This window comes from Devosia equisanguinis (genome assembly GCF_900631955.1).
GTDB classification, from domain to species: Bacteria; Pseudomonadota; Alphaproteobacteria; order Rhizobiales; family Devosiaceae; genus Devosia; species Devosia equisanguinis.
The window spans coordinates 1-15,584 of the sequence record NZ_UZWD01000007.1; the positions used below are offsets into that span (position 1 = coordinate 1).

At 64.4% G+C, this 15,584-nt stretch carries 14 protein-coding genes; 2 read left to right on the plus strand and 12 right to left on the minus strand.

What is annotated here, in order from left to right:
* Positions 1–140: 140 nt before the first annotated feature.
* The 5 genes from trxA to DEVEQU_RS02410 all read right to left on the minus strand — a co-directional run bounded on the left by trxA (position 141) and on the right by DEVEQU_RS02410 (position 8,715).
* The gene (gene trxA, locus DEVEQU_RS02390) at positions 141–464 is read right to left on the minus strand and encodes a thioredoxin (RefSeq protein WP_126148977.1); all 324 of its coding nucleotides are present in this window, start codon (positions 462–464) and stop codon (positions 141–143) included.
* 80 nt (positions 465–544) lie between these two features.
* On the minus strand, positions 545–3,964 hold the full coding sequence (addA, locus tag DEVEQU_RS02395) for a double-strand break repair helicase AddA (protein ID WP_164550206.1): 3,420 nt from the start codon (positions 3,962–3,964) through the stop codon (positions 545–547).
* A complete protein-coding gene (addB, locus tag DEVEQU_RS02400; protein WP_126148979.1) occupies positions 3,961–6,978 on the minus strand; it encodes a double-strand break repair protein AddB in 3,018 nt (1,005 codons plus the stop codon). The genes addA and addB overlap by 4 nt, the downstream gene beginning before the upstream one ends.
* On the minus strand, positions 6,975–7,667 hold the full coding sequence (locus DEVEQU_RS02405; protein WP_126148980.1) for a nucleotidyltransferase family protein: 693 nt from the start codon (positions 7,665–7,667) through the stop codon (positions 6,975–6,977). Before DEVEQU_RS02405 ends, addB begins: the two co-directional genes overlap by 4 nt.
* Positions 7,668–7,734: 67 nt before the next feature.
* Positions 7,735–8,715 carry an acetyl-CoA carboxylase carboxyltransferase subunit beta gene (locus tag DEVEQU_RS02410; protein ID WP_126148981.1) on the minus strand — a complete coding sequence of 327 codons (981 nt, stop codon included), beginning with the start codon at positions 8,713–8,715 and terminating at the stop codon, positions 7,735–7,737.
* A gap of 183 nt (positions 8,716–8,898) precedes the next feature.
* Here DEVEQU_RS02410 and DEVEQU_RS02415 point away from each other — a divergent pair, with 183 nt between their 5' ends.
* Together DEVEQU_RS02415 and DEVEQU_RS02420 are read left to right on the plus strand one after the other, a co-directional pair.
* A complete protein-coding gene (locus DEVEQU_RS02415) occupies positions 8,899–9,195 on the plus strand; it encodes a type II toxin-antitoxin system RelE/ParE family toxin (protein WP_126149021.1) in 297 nt (98 codons plus the stop codon).
* Positions 9,196–9,199: 4 nt separating this feature from the next.
* The gene (locus tag DEVEQU_RS02420; RefSeq protein ID WP_126148982.1) at positions 9,200–9,502 is read left to right on the plus strand and encodes an addiction module antidote protein; all 303 of its coding nucleotides are present in this window, start codon (positions 9,200–9,202) and stop codon (positions 9,500–9,502) included.
* 7 nt (positions 9,503–9,509) lie between these two features.
* Here the strand turns inward: DEVEQU_RS02420 and trpA are convergent, their stop codons facing one another.
* The 7 genes from trpA to rpsA all read right to left on the minus strand — a co-directional run bounded on the left by trpA (position 9,510) and on the right by rpsA (position 15,495).
* Entirely contained in the window at positions 9,510–10,334 is an 825-nt protein-coding gene (trpA, locus tag DEVEQU_RS02425) for a tryptophan synthase subunit alpha (protein ID WP_126148983.1), read from the minus strand.
* Between the two features lie 112 nt (positions 10,335–10,446).
* Positions 10,447–11,664 (minus strand): tryptophan synthase subunit beta, encoded by a 1,218-nt coding sequence (trpB, locus tag DEVEQU_RS02430; RefSeq protein ID WP_126148984.1) that lies wholly within the window; start codon positions 11,662–11,664, stop codon positions 10,447–10,449.
* Positions 11,665–11,707: 43 nt separating this feature from the next.
* The gene (locus DEVEQU_RS02435; RefSeq protein WP_126148985.1) at positions 11,708–12,355 is read right to left on the minus strand and encodes a phosphoribosylanthranilate isomerase; all 648 of its coding nucleotides are present in this window, start codon (positions 12,353–12,355) and stop codon (positions 11,708–11,710) included.
* 58 nt (positions 12,356–12,413) lie between these two features.
* Positions 12,414–12,779, minus strand: coding sequence for a lipopolysaccharide assembly protein LapA domain-containing protein (locus tag DEVEQU_RS02440; RefSeq protein ID WP_126148986.1), 366 nt, complete (start codon positions 12,777–12,779; stop codon positions 12,414–12,416).
* Between the two features lie 46 nt (positions 12,780–12,825).
* Positions 12,826–13,107, minus strand: coding sequence for an integration host factor subunit beta (locus tag DEVEQU_RS02445; protein WP_126148987.1), 282 nt, complete (start codon positions 13,105–13,107; stop codon positions 12,826–12,828).
* Between the two features lie 98 nt (positions 13,108–13,205).
* On the minus strand, positions 13,206–13,712 hold the full coding sequence (locus tag DEVEQU_RS02450; RefSeq protein WP_126148988.1) for a GNAT family N-acetyltransferase: 507 nt from the start codon (positions 13,710–13,712) through the stop codon (positions 13,206–13,208).
* A 73-nt stretch (positions 13,713–13,785) separates the two neighbouring features.
* Entirely contained in the window at positions 13,786–15,495 is a 1,710-nt protein-coding gene (gene rpsA, locus DEVEQU_RS02455) for a 30S ribosomal protein S1 (protein ID WP_126148989.1), read from the minus strand.
* Between the last annotated feature and the right edge of the window lie 89 nt (positions 15,496–15,584).

The following is a 15,584-nucleotide window of genomic DNA, read 5'->3' on the forward strand; positions in this document are numbered from 1 at the left end:
GGCGCGGGGCTGAGAGCCCGGTGCCAATGTGTCCATAGGCGATGGCCCCCAGAGACCCCCCTCACGAACGTGACCACGCCCCCAAACAAAAAGGCCCTCCCCTGGCGGAGAGAGCCTCTATCTGTCAGCGATGCGATCGCTTAGGCGGCGTGGCTTTCCAGCCATTTGGCCAGGCCCGCCTTGGGGGTGCCGGCGCCGATCTTCATGTCGGCGGCTTCGCCGCCCTTGAACAGGATCATGGTCGGAATCGAGCGCACGCCATACTGGGCGGCGATGCCCGGGTTTTCGTCGACATTGAGCTTGACGATCTTCACCTTGCCGGCGAGCTCGCTGGACAGCTCATCCAGCACCGGGGCGATCGCCCGGCAGGGCCCGCACCACTCGGCCCAGAAATCCACCAATACGGGTTCCTTGGCGTTGAGGACTTCCTCGCCGAACGTGGCGTCGGAAACGTGTGAGGTCATGGTTCGTGCCTTTTGGGTTTGAAAGCGGAGGGGTGTTTGCGCCTAAAGCTGGGAAGAGTCCAGTCAAAGAACAAGACCTATCACAGAAGGGTAAAGTCGGCGCGCGCCTCGGCCAACAGAGTGGCGGGCAGATTCATCAATGATTCCAACTCGGTCCACAAAATTGCCGCCGAAATGGGGCGCCCCGGGAAAAGCTGACCTGCAACCAATGCATATAGGCCCAGTTGCGTGAAATAGCGCGCCGGCACGTCCGCGACTCGATTTGGCGCATTGGCGTCGGACTTGTAGTCGACCACCAGCACCCCCTCTTCGTCAACCACCAGCCGGTCCATCCGACCCGATAGCCGCACCGCTTCGCCGCGGCGCCGCGCTTCGACCAGGAACGGCACCTCGGCGCGACTGCCGGGGCCGAAGAGCCGGCCCAGTTCCGGCCGCCGTAAAATGGTTAAGGCTTTGTTCAGAATGCGGTCATGTTCATGACCGTGGTCGGGCAAAAGCGTCTCCAGCGCCCGCGGCACCACCCGCTCCCAGTCGGCGGGATCGATACGGCCCAGATGCTGCAGCAGCGCATGCAGGGCCAGCCCGCTCTTGCGTGCCGCCTCGGCATCGCGCACCTGTTCGGCAAGGCTTTCAAGCACTTGCGGCCGCGCAATCCCCGCCCGTGACGGCGAGATCACCGGCTTTTCCTTTGGCGCCGGTACCGCTTCGGGTAAGGCGACAGGCGCATAAGCTATTGTTTTAACTTCATTTTTCTCGATAGCAAGCGGTTCCGGCCGCGCCTGCGGATAGACCAGCGTGCCATCATCAAGACGCTCGCCCGAAGGCGCAAGCGCCATGTCGATGGCCTCGTACCAGCTGCCGACCAGCTGGGTTTCCGGCTTGCCGCGCTCGCTAAAGGCGCCGGTGACATAGAGTTCGTCCTCGGCCCGGGTCATGGCCACATAGAGCCGGCGCCAGTATTCCTCGGCCTGATTACCGTCGATTTCGTTTTTGATGTCAGCGGTTTGCGGCACATGCTGTTCAGCGCGCTGGGCATGGATCAGCAAGGGGCCGGGATGGTCGGGCACCACATAGACCGGCTTTCCGGTCTGCTGCGTCGAAGGCTTTGCCACCGCATCGGCAAGAATGACGATCGGCGCCTCAAGCCCCTTGGCGCCATGCACCGTCATCACCCGCACGCCATTGCCCGCTTCTGTCAGCTCGCGCTTGATGGTCACCGAGCGGCGGCGCAGTTCGGCCGCAAACCCTTGCAGCGACGGCTGTTCCGTCTGCTCATGGGCCAGGGCCAGCGCCAGGATTTCCGAGAGCACCTCGTCCACCTCGGTGCCCAGCCGGGCATGAAAGCGCCTGAGCCCGCCCCCGGCATAGAGCACCGAAGCGAGGAATTCGAAGGGCCGTTCAAAATCGAGCTCCGCCCGCCAGGCGCGCAACCGTCCGGCCGCCTCCTGCGCCGATGAGAGGTCCGAGGCCATCAGCCGCTGCCACAGGGTCTCGCCGGGTGCGCGCCCTTCGGACAAGCGATAGAGATCGTCCTCGGACACATCGAACAGCGGCGAGCGCAGCAGCGCCGCCAATTGCAGGTTTTCTGCCGGATTGAGCAGCACATCCATCAGAGCCAAGAGGTCGAGCACCGCGATATGGCCGGTCACCGCCAGCCGGTCGGCGCCCGGCGTGGGCAGGTTTTCGAGCCGCAGCGCGCGGATGATTTCCTGGAAGAAGGGCCCGCGCTTCTGCACGAGAATGAGCACGTCATCGGCCCTGACCGCCCGTCCGCGCTGCGCCAGCGGGCGTTGCGTGTCCACCCAGGAGCGGATCTCCCTGGCAATGCGCTGGGCCACGAGGCGCTGGGCGCTGGGCTCGGCGTCGAGGGGTTTTCGCGGCCATTCGCCATCGCTTGCCGCCGCGTCGAGTGGCGCGATAGGCGGCCAGAGCGACACCAGCCCACCGGGCTGGATGCGGGCCGCCTCATGGCCAACCTTGTCCTCGGCCAGCAGTGCCTTCTGGATATCGGGGCGGGCGCAGACCAGGTCGACCGCCGCCAGAATGCCGCTCAGCGTCCGAAAACTGGTATGGAGCTTGACCTGTTCGAACAGCTGCATGGCCTGCCTGGCCCGCTGCGCGAAGTCGCGGCCGGCGGTGCCGAACAGGATCGGCTGCGCGCCCTGGAAGGAATAGATCGACTGCTTCTGGTCGCCCACGGCAAAGATCGATCGGGGCCGCGTGACCGCTCCGGCCCCGGTGAAGAATTCCTCGGCCAGCGCCTTAACCACGCGCCATTGCTGGGCATTGGTGTCCTGGCTTTCATCGACCAGGATATGGTCGATGCCGGCATCGAGCTTGTATTGTACCCAGGGCGCGATCGCGCGGTTGTCGAAGAGATCGCCCAGCTTTTCGATGAGATCGTCGAAATCGAGCAGCGCATGGCCGCGCTTTTCGGCTTCATAGCGGGCATGGACCGCCGCCACCACGTCGAGCACGGCAAAGCTGCGGTCGAGCAGATAGGCGCCGGCCAGTTCGGTCTGCAGCGCCAGAAGCCGTTCCTGTTCGGCCACCAGCAGCTCGTAGAGTTCCGGAAAAGCCTCGATTTCCTTCTTGGTCATCAGGCCGGCGCGCGGCTTGTCCTCGGCGGTGAAGAAGGCGGCGCGCAGGCCGGCTTGGGTAAGCGCCTGCGGATCGAGCCGGGCCAGGAGATCGACGCAACGGCGGCTGCCCTCCGGACTGCCCTTGAGACACTCGACCAGCCGCGCCAAAACACCTGGGCCGAGCAGGGTTTCGCTGGTAAAACGCGCCGTGATGGCCTCGAGCGTGCCGACAGGCCCCACCAAAGCCTGAAGGCGGCGCCTGGCGGCGGCGACATCGACCAGCACCGGCTTCAGCCTGGCGCCTTCGACCAACGCCGCATCGATGGCGTCCTTGATGGCCGTATCGGTCATGAGGGCGAAAAGGGTTTCCACCGCGACGGCATTGGCGCCACCGCGCAGCCCCTCGGCCAGCACCGTTTCCCGCGCTGCCAAGACCATGGCGTTGCGCTGGTCGTCCTCGATCACCTTGAAGTCGAACGGCACGCCCGCCTCGATGGGGAAGCGATGCAGCACCGCTTCGCAAAAGGCGTGGATGGTGAGAATGCGCAACCCGCCTGGCGTTTCCAGCGCCCGCGCAAACAGGGTCCGGGCTTTTTCCAGCACGACTTCATCGGGGGCAGCGCCCGTCAGTCCGGCGATTTCGCTGGCAAGCTCGTGGCGCTCGACCACTGCCCAGCGCGCCAGTTCACGCCCGACGCGCCCGCGCATTTCGGCGGCGGCCGCCTTGGTATAGGTGAGGCACAAAATCGATTGCGGCCTTACCCCGGCCAGCAGCAGGCGCAGCACCCGCCGCGTCAGCACATAGGTCTTGCCCGAGCCGGCATTGGCCTCCACCCAGATGGAACGTAGGGGATCGCTGGCCCGGGCCTGGCTGTCGCTGGTGTTATAGGGGACGGTCAGCTTGCCACGATCGCTCATGCCTCGTCCTCCCCATCCACGGCGGTCCATTCGGCAAGGCGCGACAGGTGATCATAGGCGCCGGCAAAGCTCTGCGTCTTGAGCGGCAGCAGCCGCGCCGGCATCGGCGTCTGGCGCAGCAGGAAGTGATCGATATGGCGTTGCATGCGCCGGCTGATCTCGTCGGCCACCGCCATAACGTCCATCTCAGGCGCGGTGGCGAAGGCGCTGGGCTTGAAGGCCTCCGGCCCCAGGCCGATCTTGACATAGGTGAGCGCGCTGGTGTCGGCGGCCGCGATCTTGTCCATGCCCCCCGCCCGCGCTATCGCCGCTTCGAGCGGCAATTGCGGCGCCTCGAAACCAGTCATGGCCCTCTTGGTCGGGGGCGAGCCGGTCTTGAAATCGAGGATTTCAAGGCTGCCATCGACCAGTTCATCGACCCGGTCAGCGCGGCCGATCACCTTGATCTCTTTGTCCAGTTTGAGCGTCAGCGCGCCATCGATCTCGGCATGGCGGCGGCGTACCTGGGGCGCGCGGTCCCGCTCGAAATCGAGGAACTGCCCCGCAGCCACTCCAAAGCGTTTGAGCCAGATGTCGCGGCGTTCCCCGATATGTTCGAGCCCGGAAAATTCCTCGCCGGCAATCGTCATCAGCCGCTCCAGCGCATCTGCAGCCAGCGGGTCATGTCCTTCATTGACGAAGCGGGCGAAGATGGTGTGGATGATGGTGCCGCGCTCGCGCATGTCCGGGTCTTCACCCAGGGGATCGAGCGGGCGCAGGCCCAAGACGTGGCGCGCATAGAGGTCATAAGGCGAGCGGATCAGCGTCTCGATCTCGGTCACCGACAATTGCCGTGGCCGTTTGTTCACCGGCGGATTGGGCTCGGGGCGCGAGGCGGGTTTGACAGAGTCCACCGCATCGAGCCGCCGCGCCGCCAGCAGCCAGTGCCGCCCGCGCCGACGCAGGATTTCGGCCACGGCGCTGCCGGCAAAGGCGTCGACGCGCTGTACGAGGCGAGACGGCAGTGCCGGACTGGTGCCGATGCGGCTGGAAAAGGCGATAATGGCTTCTGGCGCGCCCAGCGCCTCGACAAAATCGTGGGCAGCAAGACCCTGCTGGCGCTCCGGCGGTTCGAGCCCGGCGACAATGCGCATGCCGCGGCTGAGCCAGGGACCGGGATCGGCAGCGGCGGGCCACACATCCTCGTTGAGCCCGGCCAGGATCATCAACTCGGGGCGCATCAGTCGCGCCTCCAGCTGCCCCCAGATGGCAATGTCCTGGCGGCGCTGCTCGCGATTGCGCACCTCATAGCCGCTCATCAGCGTCGCGAGCACGCCGTCGAGCCCAATGGGTGCAAAATGGTGCCCCTGTCCCGGCAGGCGCGCCATTTCCTCGGCCCAGGCGGCCATCTCGTCGCGGCCGCGGAGCGCCAAGGACCCCGAAATCTGTTCAACCGCCGACCACAATGCCACAGCCAGCGCCGATGCATCGATGCGCGGTGTCGCCAAAAGCGTGGTGAGGGATGCGAGCGCCTGTGCAAGCTCGGCGAACAAGGCGGCGATATCGGCACGCTCGGTATCATTGAGCCGCCGGGCCCGGCGCGAAGACGTCTGCTCGGTGTGCGCGGCCAGCGCCATGAGCAGGCCGTCGACGCCCTGCCCCGGCCTTTGCCCGCGCAGCAGCGCCAGCTCGATGGCATCGGCCAGCTCGGCAATGGTCCTGCGCTCACGCCCCAGGCCAAAGGCCTGGTTGCGCAACAGCGCCATCAGATCGACCGGCGCCCAGCGATTGGCCACCAGCCGCAGCACCTGCCGCGCCAGCCGTCCGGCTGGGGCATGGAACAATGGCGCGCCTGCGGCATCGTCGATGATGATGTCGAAACGCGCCAGTTCGGCCGCGATCCGCCGGGCGAGGTTCCGGTCCGGGGTCACGATCCCCACGCTCTTGCCCTCGGCCAGCGCCGCCCGTGCCGCAAGGGCAATGGCGCGGCCTTCCTCGTCCTCGGTGCGGGCCTCGATCACGGCGAGCCCGGTAATGGCCTGCTGCAATGCCGCTTCATCAAGACGGTGCGCTGCCCAGAAGGCGGTCTGGTCGGTCGGCGCCAGCGCCAGATTGATCAGCCTGGTACGCGGATGCTCTCCCCCTGCCAGTTCAGTGACGCCATCGGGGGTGACGCCCAGAATGGGCAGGAGATGCACCAGCCCATAGTGCGGATGGCCATGGGGATTGCGGGTCGGGTCGCGCAGATCGGCAAGGGCCTCGGGCGTCAGCGCCATGTCGAGCCCCGGCAGCACCACGGCGCCGCGTGGCAGCCGGGCAATGGCGGCCAGAAGCCGCGCCGTGGCGGGAATGGAGCCGGTGGACCCCGCCGCGATCACCGGGCGCTCGCCGAAAAGATGCGGCGCTGCCGCCGCCTGGCGATCGAGCCTGATGCCCCGCAGCGCCGCCGGATCGGCAAGCCCGGCCTCGGCCAGATAGGCCGGCCAGGCCGTGAGCGCGATATCGAGAAAGGTCAGGGTCTGCTGCCAATAGGCGCCCAGCTCCTGCGAGAGCGCCTCGCCAATGGCGGCAATATTGGCGGGCGTGCGCTCTTCGATGCTGAGATCGTCGAGCACGGTGCCCAGCGAATCTGCCATGGAGAAGATTTCGGCAGCGCTGGGCGGGGTGGAAAAGGCCTGCCGCCCGGCATCGCTATGGGCCCAGGCGGCCACCAGCCGCGACAACACCAGGCGCCGCCGCAATGGGCTTGCCGCCTTGGGTAGGGCCGGCACGTCGAAGGGCGGCAGGAACGGTTCCTCCTCGCCTTCGTCGCCGCCAAAGGTGCGGATATCGGGCAGAAGGCCCCTATGCTGGGGATGGCGGGCAAAGGCCTCCGCAAGGCTCTGCCGGGCGCGCTGGGTGGGCACGATGATGGTGATGTCGCTGAGCCAGAACGGGTCGCTGCGCGGCCAGTCCCCGGTGAGCCGCCCATCCATGATCGCCGCGACCAGCGTCGGCAGGAATGGCGCATGCGGGGCGATGGAAAAAACGCTCATGCCGAAAGGATCCGCTCGGTTTCGGCCAATGCCCCCACATCTCCCACATGGAACCAGGGCGTATCGAGCACCATGCCCACAAGGTTTTCATCCTCGAGTGCCTTGTCGAGCAGCAGGTTCAGTGAAAACGGCCCGTCCGGCGTCTCTGCGAAGTGATCTTTGCCCAAAAGCGCCACCCCGGCATAGATCACCGGGGCGCCCCAGTCGCGGGTAACGCGGCCATGGGGATCGAGGCAGAAATCATGGCTGCGGGCAAAGCCGGTGGCGCGACCCGGCTGCACGCAGAGCAGCACGATCTGATCCTCGGTCTCGCGCCGCGCCAGCATGCGCGACAGTGGCCGATCCGCTCCCGGCAGCCAGAAGGCGTCGGTATTCATGACGAAAAACGGGTCCGACACCAGCATGGGCAGCGCCGCCTTGACGCCGCCGCCGGTCTCGAGCAGTTCGGGCTCGCGATTGACCTTGAGCAGGCCGCCGAAATGGGCGAGCAGCTGGTCGGCGCGATAATGGGCATTGGCCACGAAGCGCGTCGCGCCCTCATGGCGCGCCGCGGCCATGACGCGCTCGATCAGCGGCACGCCGAGGACGGGCACCAGCGGCTTGGGGATGGTCTCGGTCAGGGGCCGCAGCCGCATGCCGTGGCCGGCAGCGAGCAACATGACATCGGGGAATCGAACCGGCTTTTCCATGGGGCGATAGAACCGGTCCGGGCTGGACCTGTCCAGCCCGATCGCAGACCGCGGTGTCGCGCCCAGCCTATTCGGCGTGCGCGGCTCCGGCCGGCGGGGTCATGTCGTCATCGCCTTCGGCGGCAACAGCAGCTTCGCGCATGCTGGCCTGGGCGGTGATGGCCCTTGTCGTGCCGGCGGTCAGCGCGTCATTGGCCGGCGCCTTGGTCAGGATGCCCGCCAGCGAGCCGATCGTGGGGCGCAGGTTATGGCGGTGCACCACCATATCCACCATGCCGTGCTGGTAGAGATATTCGGAGCGTTGAAAGCCCTTGGGCAGCTTTTCACGAATGGTCTGCTCGATGACGCGCTGGCCGGCAAAGCCGATCAGGGCGCCGGGCTCGGCCAGATGCACATCGCCCAGCATGGCATAGGAGGCGGTGACGCCGCCGGTTGTGGGATTGGTCAGCACCACGAAGAAGGGCAGGCCCGCTTCGCGCAGGCGCGACACGGCGACGGTCGTGCGCGGCATCTGCATGAGGCCGAGAACGCCTTCCTGCATGCGCGCGCCGCCCGAGGCGACGAAGAGAATGAACGGGGTCTTGAGCCGCACCGCGGTTTCGAGCCCGGTAATGATGCCCTGGCCCGCAGCCATGCCGAGCGAGCCGGCGAGGAAGTCGAAATCCTGCACCGCCACGGTCACGGCGCGCTCATAAAGCTTGCCGGTCGCCACCAGCACGGCATCGTCATAGCCGGTCTTGGCGCGGTTTTCCTTGAGCTGGTCGACATAGCGCTTCTGGGCGCGGAATTTCAGCGGGTCCTGCGGCGCCGACGGCACCAGCACGACATCATACTTGCCATCATCGAGGAAGGTCGCCAGCCGATCGACCGGCTTGATCTTCATGTGATAGCCCGAATTGGGCACCACCCACTGATTGGCCTCGAGATCGCGATAGAACACCATCTCGCCGGACTCGGGGTCCTTGACCCAGAGATTTTCCGGGGTTTCCCGCTTGGGATTGAGGATCGAGCGGATTTTGGGGCGGACGAAATTGTCGATCCAGTTCATGGCGCGGCCTTTCGCGGTGATCTCGAGAGCATTTTCCTGAAACGCTTGGCGATCACGTAGTCGTCAATTGTGGCAATTCTTATCAGGGCAAGCCTATAGGGCAAAGACCCTTCGCGACAAAGCTGTTTGGTATGACCTGCACAGCCAACTTGCATGTTTGTAAACCATGGTTTACAGTTTGCCATGCTGACAATCCGTGAGACGGAGATATTCTCGGACTGGTTGCTCAATCTGCGTGACAATGTGGCCCGGGCCCGCATTGCGCGCCGGATAACCCGTTTGGCATCCGGAAATCCGGGCGATGTGAAACCGGTTGGCGGTGGTATCAGCGAGTTGCGGATCGATTACGGACCCGGATACCGGGTCTATTTCGTCCGCCACGGCGACATTGTGATTGTACTGCTATGCGGCGGTGACAAGAGCACGCAGAGCCGCGACATCGATCAGGCAAAGCGCCTTGCCAAAGCCCTTGGGGATTAGCACCGTGAGTATACGCACCCGTGAATTCGATCCTGCCCGTTACCTCGACAACGAGGATGCCATCGCTGCCTATGTGAGTGACGCGACTGAAAGCGGCAATGCGCAGGAATTGGCACATGCCTTGGGCGTGGTGGCTCGGGCCCGTGGCATTTCCGATCTCTCGCGACGGACGGGCTTTACGCGGCAAACGCTCTACAAGGCTCTGAGCGGCGAAGGAAATCCGGAGCTGGAGACTATCGCGAAGGTGGCCGATGCCCTCGGCTTTCGGCTCACCCTCGTTGCCAAATCTGGCGAGTCGGCTGCGTAGCCGCAGCCTATCCCCGCGCCCGTTTCACACCGCCCGCCAGGTCGGCGACGATGTCGCGAACGGCGGCGACGGTTTTGTCGGTGGCCTTGCCATTGTCCAGCGATTTTGCCACCGCATCGACCAGCACCGAGCCGACCACGATGCCGTCGGCATGCTTACCGATATCGGCGGCGTCCTCGGCGGTCTTGATGCCGAAGCCAACGGCCACGGGCAGGCTGGTATGGGCCTTGATGCGATCCACCGCCTCACCTACTGCGCCGCGTGACTTGATCACCGAGCCGGTGACCCCGTTCATCGAGACGTAATAGACAAAACCCGACGTATTTGCGAGCACCACCGGCAGGCGCTTGTCGTCGGTGGTGGGCGTGGTCAGGCGAATGAAATTGAGTCCGGCCTTGAGGGCTGGAATGCAGAGCTCGTCATCTTCCTCGGCCGGCAGGTCGACGACGATGAGGCCATCGACACCGGCTTCTTTCGCTGCAGCGATGAAGCGGTCGACACCGAAGGAATAGATGGGGTTGTAATAGCCCATGAGCACGATGGGCGTGGTCTCGTCCTTGCGACGGAACTCTTCCACCATGCCGAGCACACCCAGCATGGTCTGGCCGGCGGCCAGCGCCCGCTGAGCAGCAAGCTGGATGGCGACACCATCCGCCATAGGGTCGGAAAAGGGCATGCCCAGTTCAATCACATCGGCACCCGCCTGCGGCAGGGCGTTGAAAATGGCCTGGCCGGTGCCGAGATCGGGATCGCCGGCCATTACATAGGTGACGAGTGCGGGGCGGTTTTCGGCCTTGCAGGCGGCAAAGCGCGCGTCGATACGGGTGGTCATGCAAAGGCCCCTGATTGATTGCCCCGAAACTGGAAAGAGGCAGCAGGCCCCCTCACCCGGCGCGCTGCGCCGACCTCTCCTCCAGAGGGCGAGGTAAAGACGATACGGGTGGTCATGCCTTGAGAAGCCCCAGATATTTGCCGACGCTTTCCACGTCCTTGTCGCCGCGGCCGGAAAGGCAGAGGACGATGGACTGGTCCTTGCCCATGGTCGGCGCGATCTTCATCAGCTGCGCCAGGCCATGTGCCGATTCCAGCGCCGGGATGATGCCTTCGAGCTTGGTCAGCAGTTGGAAAGCCTCGAGCGCTTCAGTGTCGGTAATGGGCGCATAGGTGACGCGCTTGGTATCGTGCAGATAGGAGTGCTCGGGGCCGACACCGGGATAGTCGAGCCCGGCCGAGATCGAATGACCCTCCAAAATCTGCCCGTCGTCATCCTGGAGCAGATAGGTGCGGTTGCCGTGCAAGACGCCGGGGCGGCCGCCGGTCATCGAGGCGGCATGGCCGTTCTCGACCGCGATGCCAAGGCCACCGGCTTCGGCGCCATAGAGGGCGACATCGGCGTCATCGAGAAAAGCATGGAAGGTGCCGATGGCATTGGAGCCGCCGCCGACACAGGCAACGACAGCATCGGGCAGCTTGCCCTTGAGCGCGAGGAACTGTTCCTTGATTTCGGTGCCGATCACCGACTGGAAATCGCGGACCATTTCCGGATAGGGGTGCGGGCCTGCGGCGGTGCCGATGAGATAATAGGTGCTCTCAACATTGGTCACCCAGTCGCGCAGCGCCTCGTTCATGGCGTCCTTGAGCGTGCCGGCCCCGGCGGTGACCGGACGGACTTCGGCGCCCAGCATGCGCATGCGCAAGACATTGGGCATCTGCCGCTCGACATCGGTGGCGCCCATGAAAATGGTGCAGGGCAGGTCGAACTTGGCGCAGACCGTGGCGGTGGCGACACCATGCTGGCCGGCGCCGGTTTCGGCGATGACCCTTGTCTTGCCCATGCGCTTGGCGAGCAGGATCTGGCCCAGGCAATTATTGATCTTGTGGCTGCCGGTGTGGTTGAGCTCTTCGCGCTTGAGATAGACCTTGGCGCCGCCCAGATGCTCGGTGACGCGCTGGGCGAAATAGAGCGGGCTGGGCCGACCGACATAATGGGTGGCCAGGTCCTTGATCTGGGCCAGATAGGCCTCGTCGACCTTGGCGGCGCGATATTCCTTCTCGAGGTCGAGAATGAGCGGCATCAGCGTCTCGGCGACGAAGCGCCCGCCATAGATGCCGAAACGGCCATGTTCGTCCGGGCCATTGCGCAGGGAGTTGGTGCCGTCCATGTCGTCCTCTCGGCTTGGCCGAGATGATCCCGGCAAAAGCCCTCTATACGGCTGAGCGCGCGTTGCGGATGAACGCCTCGATCAACATCTTGTTCTTGACGCCCGGCGCGGTTTCCACCCCCGAGGAGACATCGATCCCCAAAGGTCGAACCTCCCGCACGGCCTGGGCCACATTATCCGGCGTCAGGCCTCCGGAAAGCATGAAGGGCACGGAGGGGTCAAGCGCTTTGAGCAATTGCCAGTCAAAGCTTTCCCCCAGCCCCCCCGGCCGGTCGGCGCCCTTGGGCGGCTTGGCGTCGAGCAGAATGCGATCGGCGACATCGAGGAAGCCGGCGACATGGGCTACGTCGTCGGCCGAGCCGATGGGCAGGGCCTTGATGATTTCTACCCCGGCCTCGGCGCGGATGGCCTCGACGCGGTGCGGACTTTCCGGCCCATGCAGTTGAATCCAGTCCGGCCCCAGCGCCGCCACTTCCGCGACGCAACTATTGTCGGGATTGACCAGAACCACGCAGCTTTCGATGCGGCCGCGCGCGGCTGAGATCAGCCCGGCAAGGTCTTCGATGGAAACGTGGCGTGGCGACCGCTGGAAATGCATGAAGCCAACCATGTCGGCGCCGGCCGCAATGGTGGTTTCGAGCAGGTCGAGGGTCTTGATGCCGCAGATCTTGACGATCAAGGGATCGCTCATGTGGGCGCCGGACTCGAGGGATCGGTGTGGGAGGTGGTGAAAGTTGCGGCGCCGTCCATCACCGCAACTCCAGAAGGTCGTCGAGATCGTTTGCCGGGCTGGCCGGGCGCTCGCCACTGCGGCGGCGCAGGGTCTCGACCTCGGTGGTCAGGATCTGGGTTTCCTTGCGCCAGTGCCGTTCGCGGCGGCGATGCTCGGACTGGGCGAACCAGGTGGCAATGCCGCCCATCAGCACGCCAATGAGCAGCACGATATAGAGCACGACGAAGAGCGGGATACCGTAGCCGGTGGCCGGGTCGAGCTGTGCCGGCGCGGCGAAGGGGTTGAGATTGACGGCAACGAGGTGTCGATTGGCCAAGGCAAAGGCGATCAGTGCCAGACAAAGCGGCACCAAGACCAACCAGCCGATGATTTTCTTGACCATTGGGTATTCCACTCGTGCCCGGGGACGTTTTCTGCCCCCAAGGGTATCAGGACTTGTTCAGCCGCTCGCGGATTTCCTTGCCCGCCTTGAACTGCGGCACATATTTTTCGCCCACATCGACCTGTTCGCCGGTGCGGGGATTGCGGCCGACACGGGCGGGGCGGTTCTTGACCGAAAACGCGCCGAAGCCGCGCAACTCCACCCGATCGCCGCGCGCCATGGCATCGCCGATCTCATCGAGGATGGCATTGACGATGTTTTCGATGTCGCGCTGAAACAGGTGCGGGTTCTCCGCGGCGAGCTTCTCGACAAGTTCCGACTTGATCATGAAAGGCTCCGGTCCTCACGCCGATCCCCTGTTCAGGGGTTAGGTCAACCTGCCAAAGCCGGGGCGACCCGTCAAGCGCGTGCGCTCATGCGAAGCGCTCAGTCCAGCGGCCGGATCATGTAGCGGGCCGTGTCCTCATATCCGGCGAGCTTGTCGGCCAGTTCCGGCCGGTCTTCGACCTCAAAGCCCTGCCGCTGCCAGAAGGGAATGGAATTGTTGACCGCCACGAGACTCATGGTCGCAAAGCCCTGGGCCTGGGCGTGCTTGGCCAGCGCCGCGACAATCTGACCCGCCGCCCCGACGCCGCGCGCCATCGGCAGCAGTGCCAGGTCGTGAATGTAGAAACTGTCGGCATGCTCGGGCAACTGCCCTATCAGCGTGTTGAGCGCCGGCAGCGACCCACGCCTCCACGGATGGCTCAGCACATAGCCCGCCGGCCGCTCGGAGATTTCAAAGAGATAACAGCCGTTGCGGTAGAGGGCGAATTTTTCGGCCAGCACCGCGTCGGCTTCAAAAAAGCCCGGATGCACCTTGCCCGCAATCTCGGAGACGCTGGCCAGATCATAGCCGGTCATGGAGCGCCAGGCGACGTCTCGATGCTGCATCGAACATGTCCTTCTCAACAAAACGACCCGCGCCAGAGCTGGCGCGGGTCGCAAAGGTAATCAGCGAAAACGCTTACTTGTCGTCGCGACCCTTGAGGGCAGCGCCCAGGATGTCGCCGAGCGAAGCGCCCGAATCGGACGAACCATAGGCAGCCACGGCTTCCTTCTCTTCGGCGATTTCGAGCGCCTTGATCGAGAGCTGGATGCGGCCGGTCTTGCGGTCGTACTGGGTGACGCGTGCGTCGACCTTCTCGCCCTTGGAGAAACGCTCCGGACGCTGGTCGTTGCGATCGCGGCTGAGGTCGGCGCGACGGATAAAGGCGGTGACTTCAGAGTCGGCGATACGGACTTCAATGCCCCCATCGTTGACTTCGATGACTTCGGTGGTCACCACGGCATTCTTGCGCAGACCGCCCTGCTCGTTGCTGGCGGAGTTGTCGGCCAGATCATCGGCAGCGAGCTGCTTGATCCCGAGGCTGATGCGTTCCTTGTCGACGTCGACATCGAGAACCTTGGCCTTGACCATGTCGCCACGGTTATAGTCGTCGAGAGCGACTTCACCGGACTTCTGCCAGTCGAGGTCGGACAGGTGAACCATGCCGTCCACATCGCCTTCGAGGCCGATGAACAGGCCGAATTCGGTCTTGTTCTTGACTTCGCCTTCGATGGTGGAGCCAACCGGATGCTTGTCGGCAAAGGCTTCCCACGGGTTCTGCAGGGTCTGCTTGAGGCCCAGCGAGATGCGGCGCTTGTCCGGATCGACTTCGAGCACGACCACGTCGACTTCCTGGGAGGTCGAGACGATCTTGCCCGGATGAACGTTCTTCTTGGTCCAGCTCATCTCCGAAACGTGGATCAGGCCTTCGATGCCCGGCTCCAGTTCGACGAAGGCACCATAGTCGGTGATGTTGGTCACGCGGCCGGTGAACTTGGCTTCGATCGGGTACTTGGCTTCGATGCCTTCCCACGGATCGGCCTGCAGCTGCTTCATGCCGAGGCTGATGCGGTGCGATTCGTGGTTGATGCGAACGATCTGGACCTTGATGGTCTCGCCGATCGTGAGCACTTCGGACGGGTGGTTGACGCGACGCCATGCGATGTCGGTGACGTGCAGCAAGCCGTCAATGCCGCCGAGGTCAACGAACGCACCGTAATCGGTAATGTTCTTGACCACGCCGTCGACAACCTGGCCCTCTTCGAGCTGCTGGACGATTTCCGAACGCTGTTCGGCGCGCGATTCCTCGAGAATGGCACGACGCGATACGACGATATTGCCGCGACGCTTGTCCATCTTCAGAATCTGGAACGGCTGCGGCACGTTCATGAGCGGCGCGATATCGCGGATCGGACGGATGTCGACCTGCGAACGCGGCAGGAAGGCCACGGCGCCTTCCAGATCGACGGTGAAACCACCCTTGACCTGGTTGAAGATGGTGCCTTCAACGCGCTCATTGGCGTTGTACTTCTCTTCGAGCTTGACCCAGCTCTCTTCACGGCGGGCCTTTTCGCGGGAGAGGACGGCCTCGCCAGCAGCGTTCTCGACGCGGTCGACATAGACTTCCACTTCCGAACCGACGGCGATGGTGCCGTCGCGGCCGGCCTGGCCGAATTCCTTCAGCGGCACGCGGCCTTCAGTCTTGAGACCGACGTCGATGATCGCCAGGTCCTTCTCGATCGCGACGACGCGGCCCTTGACGACAGTGCCCTCAGCGGCATCGTTGTCGACAAAGCTGTCGAGCAGCATCGATTCAAAATCGTCTTTCGTCACAGTTTGCTGTGCCAAATTTTTTCTCCGGTGCGCCGGTGGTTGGGGTGTTGGATCCTGCCGGAAGCCGGGTCCGCTTCAGCGAAATGCCAAAGCCGGCGCACGGA